Genomic DNA, 14,618 nt, shown 5'->3' on the forward strand with positions numbered 1-14,618 from the left:
GATTCGGCGCCGAATGCAGTGCTTCAGTGCATTGCCGGGGCCGGGCCTGTGCAACGTGATCATTCTCGCTTTTGCACGGGTTTCCCGGGATTGACGTAACCCTTGATGACCCCTCGCTCCAACCCCTCTACCCGCCGCTAATTTTTCCCTCTCCGGTTCGTTTTATAGGGACGACGTGCCTTTGTGCTTCCTGCCTATTGCTCCGGACTCCAACAAATGAATGCTGAAGACTCCTTGAAACTTGCTCGCCGGTTTATCGGGTTGCCCCTGGAAAAACGCCAGCTGTTCCTGCAAGCACTGCAGAAAGAAGGGGTGGATTTCTCCCGGTTTCCGATTCCAGCCGGGGTGGAGGTGGAGGACCGTCAGGCACTGTCTTACGCACAGCAGCGCATGTGGTTCCTGTGGCAATTGGACCCGGCCAGCGGCGCTTACAACCTGCCGGGGGCGGTGAGACTCAAGGGAGCGCTGAGCTTAAGCGCGATGGAACAGGCATTCGCCAGCCTGGTGGCGCGTCACGAGACCCTGCGTACGGTGTTCCAGCGCCAGGCCGATGAGCGCCTGTTGCAAGTCGCCGTACAACCCTCATTGGCCATTGGACAACTCGACCTGACTGACCTGGCCCCGGCGGAACGCGAGCAGGCAGTGAATGACGCAGCCACCCGCCAGTCGCTGCTGCCATTCGACCTGGAGCACGGCCCGCTGCTGCGTGTGCAATTGCTCAAGCTTGGCGCCCAGGAGCATGTCCTGCTGCTGACCCTGCACCACATCGTCTCCGACGGTTGGTCGATGAACGTGCTGATCGACGAGTTCATCCGCTTTTACGACGCCCATGAGCGCAACGAGGCACCGCAATTGCCGGCGCTGCCGATCCAATACAGCGACTACGCCCTGTGGCAACGCCGCTGGTTGGAAGCGGGGGAGCAGGCCCGTCAATTGGAGTACTGGCAGGCGCGCCTGGGCGATGAGCACCCGGTGCTGGAACTGCCGACGGACCGTCCGCGTCCGGCCATGCCCAGCTATCAGGGCACCCGCCATAACTTCGCGATTGAGCCGGCAGTGGCGGCGCAACTGCGCGCCTGTGCGCAAAAGCACAACGTCACGCTGTTCATGCTGTTGCTCGGTGCCTTTAATGTGCTGCTGCACCGCTACACCGGCCAGGGCGATATCCGCGTCGGTGTGCCGATTGCCAACCGTAACCGCAGTGAAGTCGAAGGGCTGATCGGGTTTTTTGTCAACACCCAGGTGTTGCGTACCGAGCTGACCGGGCAAACCCGTGTTGCTGAGTTGCTGCAAGGCATCAAAGAGCACGCCCTCGGCGCCCAGGCCCATCAGGAACTGCCGTTCGAGCGTCTGGTGGAAGCCCTGAAAGTCGAGCGCAGCCTCAGCCATACGCCGCTGTTCCAAGTGATGTACAACCACCAGCCGGTGGTGGCCGATATTGCATCGGTCAGTACCGCCTCCGGCCTGGAGCTGGCGTTGGTGGAGTGGCAAGGCCGTACCACCCAGTTCGACCTGACCCTCGACACGTATGAAAAATCCGGCACCCTGCACGCCGCGCTGACGTACGCCAACGACCTGTTTGACGCGCCGTCCATCGCGCGTATGGCCAGGCACTGGATCAGCCTGTTGCAGGCCATGGTTGCCGATGGCGAGCAGCGCGTCGGCGAGTTGCCGATGCTGGCTACCCAGGAGAAGCAGGTGCTAGTTGAGGCCTGGAATCAAACCGCAGAGGCATATCCGACTGAGCGTGGCATTCATCAACTGATCGAAGACCAGGTCCAGGCCACACCCCACGCTCCGGCACTGGTGTTTGGTGCCCAAACGCTGACCTACGCCCAGCTCGATGCCCGTGCCAACCAGTTGGCTCACGCCTTACGCGAACAGGGCGTCGGTCCCGATGCATTGGTGGGGATCTGCGTCGAGCGCTCCGTGGAAATGGTCGTTGGCCTGCTGGCCATTCTCAAGGCCGGCGGCGCTTACGTCCCGCTTGACCCTGAATACCCCCAGGAACGCCTGGCCTACATGATCGAAGACAGCGGCATCCAACTGCTGCTCAGCCAGCACAGCCTGGTACCGTCGCTGCCCACCGAGGGCATCCAGGTGATCACCTTGGACCAGGCGCCTGGCTGGCTTGACGAATACAGCAGCGCATCGCCCGCCGTAGCCATCCACGGGCTGAACCTGGCCTATGTGATCTACACCTCCGGTTCCACCGGCAAGCCCAAGGGTGCCGGTAACAGCCACCGCGCGCTGGTCAACCGTTTGTGCTGGATGCAGCAAGCCTACGGCCTGGACGCCAGCGATGCGGTACTGCAAAAAACTCCGTTCAGCTTTGACGTGTCGGTGTGGGAATTCTTCTGGCCGCTGATGACCGGCGCGCGCCTGGTAGTCGCGGCCCCTGGCGAACACCGCGAGCCGGCGCGTCTGATCGAGACCATCGGCCAGCACTGCATCACCACCTTGCACTTCGTACCGTCCATGCTCCAGGCGTTCGTCCATGAGCCGGGCGTACAGGGCTGCACCAGCCTCAAGCGCATCGTGTGCAGCGGCGAAGCCTTGCCACTGGATGCGCAACTGCAAGTCTTCGCCAAGCTGCCCCAGGCAGGATTGTTCAACCTCTATGGCCCGACCGAAGCGGCCATCGACGTGACCCACTGGACCTGCGTCGACGAAGGCCGTGACGCCGTGCCCATTGGCCGCCCCATTGCCAACCTTGGCACCTACGTGCTCGACGCGCAGCTCAACCCAGTGCCCGCCGGCGTGTCCGGCGAGCTGTACCTGGGCGGCACCGGCCTGGCCCGCAGTTACCACCGTCGTCCGGCGCTGACCGCCGAGCGTTTCGTGCCCAGCCCTTTCGGTGACGGTGCGCGTCTGTACCGTACGGGCGACCGCGTGCGCCAGCGTGAGGATGGCGTGATCGACTACCTTGGTCGCCTCGACCATCAGGTCAAGCTGCGCGGCCTGCGCATCGAGTTGGGAGAAATCGAGACGCGCCTGATGCAACACCCAGGCGTGCGTGAGGCGGTGGTGCTGGTGCAGGGCGGCAAGCAATTGGTGGCCTACCTGGTGCTGGAAGGTGAAGCGCCGACCGACCTCAAGGCCTGGCTGCTCAGCAGCCTGCCGGAATACATGGTGCCCACCCACATGGTGCACCTGGCCAAGCTGCCGGTGACCGCCAACGGCAAGCTCGACCGTAAAGCGCTGCCGCTGCCGGATGCCGCGCCGCAACAAGCCTACATCGCCCCGCAAAACCCACTGCAACAAGCCCTGGCAGCGATTTGGAGCGACGTACTCGGCGTCGAGCAGGTCGGCCTGGAAGACAACTTTTTCGAGTTGGGTGGAGATTCGATCATCTCCATCCAAGTGGTCAGCCGTGCGCGCCAGGCGGGGATTCGCCTCAGCCCGCGCGACCTGTTCCAGTACCAGAGCGTGCGCAGTCTGGCCCTCGTCGCCACCTTTGAGCAGGCCAGCGTTATCGACCAAGGCCCGGTCAGCGGCGAGGTGCTGCTGACGCCGGTACAGCACAGCTTTTTCGCCCAGGCCATCCCGGCACGTCACCACTGGAACCAATCCTTGTTGCTGACCCTGCGCGAGGCCCTGGACCCGGTGCGCCTGGAAGCGGCGCTGACGCAGTTGATTAACCACCACGACGCCCTGCGCCTGCGTTTTGTGCAGCGTCCCGACGGCTGGCAGCAAACCCACGCTGCGCCCGTCGACGAGCCTGCGCTGTGGCACTCCCATGCCGCCGACGATACGCAATTGGCCGCGCTATGCGACGAAGCCCAGCGCAGCCTCGACCTGACGCAAGGCCCGCTGCTGCGCGCCGCCCTCGTCTCCATGGACGATGGCACCCAGCGCTTGCTGTTGGTGGTGCATCACCTGGTGGTGGATGGGGTTTCATGGCGCATCCTGCTGGAAGACCTGCAACAGGCTTACCGCCAGGCATCCTTGCCGGCCAAGACCAGTGCCTACCAAACCTGGGCGAACCAACTGCACACCCACGCGCAAACCCTCAGCGAACAACTGCCTTACTGGCAGGCGCAGTCCGTCGACGCCGAGCTGCCGTGCGACAACCCCCACGGCGGGCTGCAAAACCGCTTGGGCTGTAAGCTTGAAACCCGCCTCAACGCCGAGCAAACCCGCCAGTTGCTGCAAGACGCGCCAGCGGCTTATCGCACTCAGGTCAACGACCTGTTGCTGACGGCGTTGGCGCGGGTAGTCAGCCGGTGGAGCGGGCAGGCTGCGGCGCTGATCCAACTGGAAGGCCACGGTCGCGAAGATCTGTTCGACGCCGTCGACCTCACCCGCACTGTTGGCTGGTTTACCAGCCTGTTCCCTGTACGTGTGCAGGCGGACGGCGAGCTGTCGACCGCGATCAAGTCGGTCAAGGAGCAACTGCGTGCCGTGCCCGACAAGGGGCTGGGCTACGGCCTACTGCGCTACCTGGCGGCGCCTCAGGTGCGTGAAGCCCTTGCGGAGCTGGCCGCGCCGCGTATCACGTTCAACTACCTCGGCCAGTTCGATCGCCAGTTCGATGAGTCCGCATTGTTCGTGCCCGCCACACAAGGCAGCGGCCAGGCCCAAGACCCCGAAGCGCCATTGGCCAACTGGCTGACGGTGGAAGGGCAGGTGTATGGCGGCGAACTGGCGCTGCAATGGGGGTTCAGCCGCGAGATGTTCCAGGCGTCGACCATCCAGCGCCTGGCGGATGATTACACCGCCGAACTCAACACCTTGATCCAGCACTGCTGCGATACGCCCGTCGGGCAGGTGACGCCGTCGGACTTTGCGCTGGCAACCCTGACCCAACAGCAATTGGATGATTTGCCCGTGGACGGCCCGGCCATCGCCGATATCTACCCGCTGTCGCCCATGCAGCAAGGCATGCTGTTCCACACCCTGTACGAGCCTGAAGCCCAGGCCTATATCAACCAGCTGCGCCTGGACATTGAAGGCCTCGATCTGCTGAGCTTTGGTCGTGCCTGGCAGGCGGCGCTGGATCGGCATGACATTTTGCGCAGCAGCTTCCACTGGCTCGGCCTGGACAGCGCCCATCAAGTGATCCAGCGCCAGGGCGATTTGCAGCTGCACGTGATCGAAGACCCGCATGCTGACCTCGACGCCTTTGCCGACGCCGAGCGTCAGCGCGGTTTTGAGTTGAACGCGGCGCCCCTGTTTCGCCTGATGTTGGTGCGCGGTGCCGGTACGGGCTGGCACATGATTTTCACCAGCCATCACATCCTCATGGATGGCTGGAGCAATGCCCAGTTGCTCGGCGAAGTCATTGCCGACTACGCAGGCCACGTTTTGCCCGCACCGTTGGGGCAGTTCCGCGATTACTTGGGTTGGCTGCAGCAGCAAGCCTCGGGCGAAGTGTTCTGGCGCGAGGCCCTGGCACCGTTGCAAGCCCCAACCCTGCTGGCTGAAGCACTGCGCGTGCCGGTCGAAGGGGCGGGCATGGCCGATCATCACACCACTCTGGACAGCCAGTTCACCCGCGCGCTCGGCGATTGCGCGCGCCAGCACAAAGTCACCCTCAACACCCTGATGCAAGGCGCCTGGAGCCTCTTGCTGCAACGCTACACCGGCCAGGATTGCGTGGCTTTCGGTGCCACTGTTGCCGGGCGTTCGGCGCCGTTGCCAGGTATCGAGCAGCAACTGGGCCTGTTTATCAACACGTTGCCAATCATCAGCGCGGCCTCGCCGGCCCAGTCCGCCGCCACCTGGCTCGCGGAGCTGCAAGCGCTGAACCTCAGCCTGCGCGACCATGAACACGTACCGCTTTACGACATCCAGGGCTGGGCCGGTCAACAAGGTGCCGCACTGTTCGACACCTTGCTGGTGTTTGAAAACTTCCCGGTAGCCGAAGCGCTCAAGCAAGGCGCGCCAGCGGGCCTGACCTTCGGCAAGATGCACAACCATGAGCGCACCCACTACCCGTTGACCCTGGGCATCGAGCTGGGGACCGGCTTGCGCCTGGAGTTCAGCTACGACCGGGCGCGGTTCACCGAACAACACGTCGCGCAATTGAGCGCCAACTTGCAGCACCTGCTGGCGCAATGGGTGGCGGATATCCACGCGCCACTCGGCACCCTGCAACTGCTGGACAGCAGCACGCAAGCCTCGCTGCTCGCCATCAGCCAATCCCCTGGTACTGCGCCGCGGCCAATGCGTGTGCATGAGCGCATCGCCACCCAAGCCCAGGCCACCCCTGATGCGTTGGCGGTTCAGGCAGGCAGTGAACGCCTGAGTTACGCCCAGCTCAATCAGCGGGCTAACCGTCTGGCTCACCGCCTGCTGGAACACGGCGTGGGCCCGGGCCAACGGGTAGGTCTGGTTTCCCGGCGTGGCCCGCAGTTGATCGTCAGCCTGCTGGCCGTCCTCAAAAGTGGCGCGGCCTACGTACCGCTGGACCCCAACTACCCAGCCGAGCGCCTGAGCTACATGTTGGCAGACAGCCGTCTGAACCTGTTGCTCAGCGAGACCGGCTTGCTGGCTGATCTGCCATTGCCCCACGGGCTCAAACGTGTGGAGTTCAGCGCGCAGGGTGAAGAGCTGGCGAGCTACCCGTTGACCAATCCACCGAACCACGCCGCTGCCGCCGACCTCGCTTATGTGATCTACACCTCTGGCTCCACCGGCCAACCCAAGGGTGTGGCCATCGACCATGCTGCACTCGACCAGTTCTGCGACACAGCGGCCGATTACAGTGCGCTGACGCCTGCCGACCGCGTGCTGCAATTTGCGACGTTCAGCTTCGACGGGTTTGTCGAGCAATGCTACCCGCCGCTGTGCATCGGCGCGGCGCTGATCATGCGCGGCGATGAGCTGTGGGACGCCGGGTTGCTGGCGCAGCAAATCGTCGAGCAGGGCGTGACCCTGGCCGACTTGCCCGCGGCCTATTGGTACTTGCTGGCCAAGGAGTGCGCCGTCGATGGCCGCACCCTGGGCAACTTGCGCCAAGTGCATGTCGGCGGCGAAGCCATGGCCGTGGAGGGCGTACGTGCCTGGTACGAGGCTGGGTTGGGCAACGTTCGTCTGGTGAACACCTATGGCCCGACCGAAGCCACCGTGGTCTCCAGCGTGCATGACTGCCAGCTTGCAGATGCCAATGACGCCTTCGGCATGCCCATCGGGCGGGCGATCGACGGGCGCGCGCTGTACGTGCTGGACAGCGGGTTTGAATTGCTGCCGACCTGCGGCGTCGGCGAGCTGTGCATCGGTGCGGCGGCGGGCTTGGCCCAGGGCTACTTCGATCGCCCGGCGCTGACCGCCGAACGCTTCTTGCCGGACCCGTTCTCCGGCGTGCCGGGATCGCGGCTCTACCGCAGCGGCGACTTGGCTCGCTACAACGACAACGCGGCCCTGGAGTACGTGGGCCGCATTGACCATCAAGTGAAAATCCGTGGGTTCCGGATCGAGATGGGTGAAATCGAAGCCTGTCTGCAAGGCATGCCTCAGGTGCGCGAGGCGGCGGTGATTGCGCTGGACGGGCCGACCGGCGCGCAGTTGGTCGCCTATGTCGTGCCCCAGTCGGATGCCCTGGAGGCGCACGCCTTGACGGCGGCGTTGCGTCAGTCGTTGCCGGACTACATGGTGCCGAGTTTCCTGATGCTGATCGACGTGTTGCCCCTGAGCCCCAACGGCAAACTGGACCGTAAAGCCTTGCCAAAGCCGGATGTCAGCCAACGGCAAAAACACTATGTGGCACCCCGAACGGCCCTGGACATTCAGGTCGCCGAGGTTTGGCAAAACGTGCTGGGGCTGGAACAGGTCGGGCTGGACGATCACTTCTTTGAGTTGGGTGGGCATTCGCTACTGGCCACCCAAGTGGTCGCACGCTTGAAGACGCTGTTGGCCTGCGACCTGACCCTGCGTGACCTGTTTGGCGCGCCGCGACTGGCAGACTTTATCGCGGCGATCTCCACCCGCACCGGGCAGGACACGTCGCCGGCGCGCAGCCCGTTAGTGGCCCACGGCGAAAAAACCAGCGCGACACTGTCCCTGGTGCAACGCCGGCTATGGGTAGTGGAGCAGCTGTCGCAGGCCAGTGGCGCCTATGGCATGCCGCTGGCCGTGCGCTTGCGCGGCGAGTTGTCGGTGCCGCTGCTGGTCAGCAGCCTGGCACAGGTGGTTGCCCGCCACGAAACCCTGCGCACGGCCTACATCACCGACGAGGAGGGTGATCCGCTGGCCGTCATCGCCGCGCACGTGGAGGTCGACTTGCCGTTACTGGACCTGTCGTCCCTGGATCCCGCTGAACAGCAGCGCCGGGTCGCGGTCGCCGTTGAGGCGAACACCCGCCAATCCATCAGCCTGCTGCACGCGCCTTTGTTACGTGGACAGGTGCTCAAGCTGGGCCCCACCGAACATGTGTTGCTGTATTCGATGCACCACATCATCTCCGATGGCTGGTCGATGGCGGTGCTGGTCAATGAACTGGTGGGCTTCTATGGCCGGGCGAAGGCGGGTGTCGTTGAGCCGTTGCCGCCGCTGCCGATCCAGTATTCCGATTACGCCCTCTGGCAACAGCAACTGCAACGCACCGGCGTGCTGGCCGCGCAGGCGCGTTACTGGGAACAGGCACTGGCCGGTCACAGCGGCGTGTTGCAACTGCCCACCGACCAGCCGCGTCCCCAGGCGCCTACCCATGAAGGTCGCGACCTCGGTTTCACGCTGCCCGTGGCCTTGCATGAAGGGCTCAAGGCGGTGTCGGCGCGTGCCGGTGTGACGCTTTACAGCACGATGCTGGCCGCGTTCCAAATCCTGCTGCATCGCCTCAGCGGCAGCGATGACGTGCTGGTTGGTGCCGACGTTGCCGGGCGCCAGCAGCCTGAGCTGGAAGGTCTGATCGGTTTCTTCGTGAACATTCTGCCGCTGCGCTCGACCTTCGCGGCGCAGCAACCGTTCAGCGCTTTCCTGGCCACCACCCAAGGCACCGCGCTGGACGCTTTTGATCATCAGGACCTGCCCTTCGACATGATTGTGGAGGCCTCGCCGCGCCCGCGCCAACGGGGTTTCAACCCACTGGTGCAGGTGTTGTTCGTGATGAACAACCTGCCGGTGCAGGGTGGCCAGATGGACGGGATCGAGGTTGAGGTACTGCCCACTCGTGGCGGTTACTCCAAGTTCGATATGGCCCTGTTCATCGATGAGGATGCAGGCGGCCTGCACGGTACCTGGCAGTACGCCAGCGACCTGTTTGAACAACAACGCATAGAGTCATTCGTCAACGCCTGGACGGGAATTCTTGAACAGATTGTGTGTGATCCGAACATTCAATTAGGGGATATCACCATGCCTACCAACACCTTGGAACAAACCACGACGCCCGTACCGCCAGCCATCAAGGCCGACAAGCTGGGCAAGTTCCTGAAAAAATCCCAGAGCCGCACCGACAGGCCTGCCGGTGCGTTGATGCGTGAATCGCTGCTGGTACCCGGACAGGATTTTCCATTGCTGATGGAACCCACTGATCCGGGCCTGGACCTGGTGGCCTGGATCAAGGACAACCGCGCCCTGGTGGAAGAAAAACTGGCCCGCCATGCGGGGATTCTGTTCCGTGGATTTGCCCTGCGCGATATTCATGACTTCGAAGCGTTCGCTGAAGCTGTACAGCCGGGCCTCTATGGCCAATATGGCGACTTGCCGAAAAAAGAGGGCGGTAAGAACACCTACCGGTCCACGCCGTACCCCGAAAAGAAAATGATCCTGTTCCATAACGAAAGCTCCCATCAGGACCGCTGGCCGCGCAAGCAGCTGTTCTTCTGCGAACAGCCATCCCCAATCGGCGGCGCCACACCGGTGGTGGACTGCCGGCAGATGTACCTCAAGTTGCCGGCGGCGATCCGCGAGCGCTTCGAGGACAAGGGGTTGCTGTACGTGCGCACCTTTGCCGACAAGCTCGACGTTTCCTGGCAGCACTTCTTCAAGACCGACGTGCGCGCCGACGTCGAGGCGCGTTGCCGGGCTGCGGGCATCGCGTGGACCTGGCTGGACAACGATGAACTGCAAATCCGCACCCCGTGCCCGGCGATCATCCGGCACCCGGTGACGGGGGAAAAAACCTTCTTCAACCAGGTTCAGTTGCACCACATCTTCTGCCTGGACCCGGATGTGCGCGAAGACTTGCTGGCTCTGTTCGGTGAGCAGCGTATGCCTCGGCACGTGTACTACGGCGATGGCTCGCCGATTGAAGACGAAGTCATGGCCTTGGTGGGCGAGCTGTACGAAGCCTGCGCGGTGCGGTTCGATTGGCACAAGGGCGATGTCATCCTGCTGGACAACATGCTGGCTGCCCACGCACGTGATCCCTTCGAAGGACCGCGCAAGATCGTTGTGGCAATGGGCGAAATGATTGAACGCAGCGCGCTGCACCTAGCGCATAGCGAGACCGAAAAGGAAGAGGCCGGAGCATGAGTACTGCACAACAGGGAACCGTGGACGCGGGACTGGCGTTGCTGGTCGAGCAGCAACAGCATCTGGACGCACGGCAACAAGGGGCGAGCTGGGGGGATCTGACCCACTGCCTGAAACTGGATATTCGTGGCGAGCTGGACCCGGTGCGCCTGCAACACGCGTTGGATAGCCTGGCGGTGCGCCACGAAGCATTGAGTGCACAATTTGCGCCCGTCAGTGGTTATCACGGATTGCGCCAGCGGGTCGCGCCGGCTGAAGCGGTGAGCTTGACCCAGTGGCTCGACGTGGCGTCGCCCCAACAGGTGATTGCACGCCAACAGCAGTGGTTGCAGCAGCAACAGCCGCTAATCGGTGCGTTGTTGCAGCGCCTGGAAACGGACCACTGGCAACTGTTGATCGGCGTTTCGCGTTACGCCGCCGACGCCGGGACCTTGGCCCTGATCCAGCAGGAGTTGTTGGCCGCTTATGGGCAGCAAGGGTTTGAAGACGACGAGCCGGGGCAGTTTTCCCAGTACCTGGAATGGCGCAGCGAGGTGATCTTCGACGAAGACGCAGACACCGCCAAGGCTTACTGGCAGCAGTATCTGCAAGGGCACGAGGGGCTGGTCAGCGGGCCAGACTTGCCCTATCGCCTGACGTGCGCAGAAGTCCTGCCGGCAGAACGCTTGAGCGTGCCACTGGATCAAACGCTGTTGACTCGCCTGCGCACGGTGGGGCTGCCGCTGGACGTGCTGATGCACGCCGCCTGGTGGGTACTGCTGGCGCGCATCAGTGGTCGGGAGTCATTCCTGGCGGGATGGCGGCATGATGCGCGCCTGGACTATGATTTTTTCAGCCGCAGCCTGGGCCTGTTCGAGAAAACCCTGCCGTTGGCGATTCGCATTGATCCGGCCAGCACCTTCCGTGAGCTGGTGACCACCTTGGCCGCGCAGTTGGATCAGCACCGCACCTGGCAGGAATACTGGACACCGTTGTCATTCCCACAACAGGCCGCGCCTGCGGTCGGTTTTGGCAATCGGTGGGTTTCGGAACCGCGTGAGGTCGCTGGGATGGTTTGGGTGGGCAGCGACCTGCCGGCCCGTCTGCCTGAATTCGAGTTGGCCCTTCAGCTGGAAATCGCAGCGTCTGGCGAACCTCAAGGTTTATCACTGGACTTCAATCCCGCACGCTATACGGCGCCCGCCGTCGAGACGCTGTTGGGCCAGCTCCGCGAGTTGCTCCACAGCATCGCTGACAAACCGGATGAAACCCTTGCACGCCTGAACCTGTTGGGTGCCGACGAAAAGAGCCGGTTGCTCGCACTGAACCCGCCGGCGCAAATCATGCAAACGCCGCAGTTGTTGCCGCAACGTATCGCTGCGTGGGCTGATCAGACGCCGGATGCCGTGGCGTTGGTCGCTGCGGGCCAGGCCCTTAGCTACGCAGAACTGGACGCCCGTACTGCGCGCTTGAGTGCCGAATTACTGCGCCAGGGTGTGGGCGCTGGGTCGATCGTGGGCCTGGCGCTGCCGCGCTCGGCGGAACTGGTCGTCGCCATTCTTGCCACCTGGCGTGCGGGCGCAGCCTATCTGCCGCTGGACCCGCAATGGCCAGTGGCGCGCCAGGCTGAAATCGCACGGCACGCCGCCGCGAGCTTGATCCTGGTGACTCACGCGCCAGGCCAGGACGACCCGCTGACCGCGTTCAAACTGCTCAATCCGGGCGCATCAACCCAGGATGCCACGGTGGCCCCGGCGGTGTCCGTGCAGGCCCGTGACGTCGCCTATGTGCTGTTCACCTCCGGCTCCACCGGCCAGCCCAAAGGCGTGGTGATCGAGCATGGCGCGTTACTCAACTACACCGCGAGCAGCAGCCAGCAACTGGGCCTGTCCGCCTGCCGCCACGTTGCCTTTAGTTCCACGGTAGCGGCGGACCTGGGCAACACCGCCTTGTTCGGCGCGCTCTACAACGGCGCGACCTTGCATATAGCTGACGATGCGACCCTGCAAGATCCCCAGGGCTTCGCCGGGTTCCTGCGGGAAAACAGCATCGATTGCCTGAAAATCGTGCCTTCGCACCTGGCCGCCTTGCTTGAGGCTGATACCGCCGTATTGCCTGACACGCTGGTGCTGGGCGGTGAAGCCATCGGCGCGAGCCTGGTGCAGCGCATTCGCCAGCTGCGGCCCGACTGTCGCGTGTTCAACCATTACGGCCCCACCGAAGCGACAGTGGGTGTGATGGTGCATCCGTTACTGCCTGCGGAAGACGTGTCCCATGGCGTGCCGCTGACCCACGTGCTTCCCGGAAACCAAGTCTTCGTACTGGGCGCCGACGCGCAATTGCTGGCAACGGGTGAACTCGGTGAGTTGTTCATCGGTGGCCACCAGCTGTGCCGAGGCTACTTGCAGGGCGAGGCGGATGCAGACGCGTTTATCCATAGCCCGCTGGTGGACGGCGCGCGCCTTTACCGCACGGGAGACCTGGCCCGTTATCGGGTGGAGGGGGGCGTGCAGCTGTATGGCCGTCGCGATCATCAGGTCAAGGTGCGTGGTTTCCGCATTGAGCTGGCCGAGATAGAGGCGCAGTTGTTGCGTTTGCCCGAGGTCAGTGAGGCCGTGGTGGTGCTGGTGCAAGAGGAGCCGCAAGCGTTTGTGGTAATGCGTGCGGCGACGGCAGAGGACGTAGGGCCTCAATTGAAAAACCAACTGGCCCAGCATCTCCCGGCGGCCATGGTGCCTCGCCAGATTGTGAGCCTTGAACGCATGCCGCGCCTGCCAAACGGCAAGGTTGACCGCAAGACGCTGCAGCACGCTCAACCTGTGGTTTCCCAGGCGGTGTACGTCGCGCCACGGGATGCGCTTGAAACCCTGTTGTCCACGCGCATGGCCCAATTGGTCGGGTTGGAACGGCTGAGCATCGAGGAGGACTTTTTCGCCGCAGGCGGGCATTCCTTGTTGGTGATCAAGCTGGTGGCAGGCATCCGCAAACTGCTGCAATGCGAGATTCATCCCGGTGTGGTGTTTGATCACCCAAGCGTGGCGGCATTGGCGCGGGAGCTGCGTGAGCGTGAAACTGTCGCTGGGCAGTTGGAGAGAATCGCCCAGGCACGTTTGCGCATGGATGCAATGACACCTGAAGAGAAAGCGGCGCTTATGGAAAAGGCCAGGCAGTTGCAGGCGAGCAAGGAGCAGGGGTAGGGATGTAAAACGGGGCTGGCAATCAGCCCCGTTGTTTAATGGCGGGAACGGTCAAGTGTTGCTTAGCGCTGTTCCCCCAACCAACTCAACACGCCTTCATAAATGCCTGCAACCGCGCTGGTAATGCCGTTCATGCGCAGGAAGTCATGGGTCAGCCCCGACTGCACGTGCAGGCTGACCGCTGTGCCGCTCGCGGCCAGCATCTGGGCGTACGCCTGCCCTTCGTCATACAGCGGATCGTACTGGGCCAGGCTGATATAGGCCGGTGCCAGCGCAGTCAGCCCTTCGGCCAGCAACGGCGATACTCGCCAGTCCAGGCGCTGTTGGGCGTTCGGGCAATAGTGTTGGTAGAACCATTCCAGCGTGGCCGTTTCCAGCAGGTAATCCTCGGCATAGTGGCGATGGGAATCACGCTGCCGCGAGGTATCAGTGACCGGGTAAAACAGCAACTGGGCCCAGGGTTTGAACGCCAGTTGCTGCGGCGCCTTCACTGCGGTGATCGCCAGGACGGTCGCCAGCGTTGCCCCCACACTGTCACCCGCCAGGGTAATCCGGCGGTTGTCCAGTTGCAGGTTGCCGGCCTGTTCGGCCAGCCAATTGGCGGCGTCGAGGCTGTCATTCACTGCGGTCGGGAAGCTTGCCTGTGGCGCCAGACGGTAGCTGGGCGCGAACACCGCGTACTGACCGCTGGCCGCGAGCCTGCGGCAGATGGAGTCGTGGGAGTCCAGGCTGCCCACCACATAACCGCCGCCGTGGAAGTACGCAATCACCGGCAATTGCGCGGTGCCCGGTGCCCGGTAAAGACGGGCGGGCAGTGCATGGCCATCGCGGGCGGTGACCGTCAGGTGGGTGACCACCACCGACCCCGGCGGGCTGGGGTCGAGAATGGCCGAAGTCTGTTCGAACTCCCGCCGTGCCTGTTCAACACTCAGTGCGTGCATGGGGTGGCTTTTACCGGTCAGGCGACCCATCTGCGCCAATTCCAGAAAACCTTCGAGATCAGGGTCCAGGGGCATTGCATGT

The 14,618-nt window shown here is 63.4% G+C and carries 3 protein-coding genes; 2 read left to right on the forward strand and 1 reads right to left on the reverse strand.

Features of this window, described 5'->3' with window-relative positions; translation table 11 throughout:
* Positions 1-216 precede the first annotated feature (216 nt).
* Together ACEN2T_RS22385 and ACEN2T_RS22390 are read left to right on the forward strand one after the other, a co-directional pair.
* Positions 217-10,419 (forward strand): amino acid adenylation domain-containing protein, encoded by a 10,203-nt coding sequence (locus ACEN2T_RS22385; protein ID WP_442117561.1) that lies wholly within the window; start codon positions 217-219, stop codon positions 10,417-10,419.
* Positions 10,416-13,595 (forward strand): non-ribosomal peptide synthetase, encoded by a 3,180-nt coding sequence (locus ACEN2T_RS22390; RefSeq protein ID WP_442117562.1) that lies wholly within the window; start codon positions 10,416-10,418, stop codon positions 13,593-13,595. The genes ACEN2T_RS22385 and ACEN2T_RS22390 overlap by 4 nt, the downstream gene beginning before the upstream one ends.
* Positions 13,596-13,657: 62 nt before the next feature.
* Here ACEN2T_RS22390 and ACEN2T_RS22395 read toward each other — a convergent pair whose 3' ends face one another.
* Complete coding sequence (locus tag ACEN2T_RS22395; RefSeq protein WP_442117563.1) at positions 13,658-14,611, reverse strand: alpha/beta hydrolase; 954 nt, start codon at positions 14,609-14,611, stop codon at positions 13,658-13,660.
* Between the last annotated feature and the right edge of the window lie 7 nt (positions 14,612-14,618).

Source organism: Pseudomonas sp. W22_MBD1_FP4 (assembly GCF_052113765.1).
In the GTDB taxonomy this organism is placed as follows: Bacteria; Pseudomonadota; Gammaproteobacteria; order Pseudomonadales; family Pseudomonadaceae; genus Aquipseudomonas; species Aquipseudomonas sivasensis.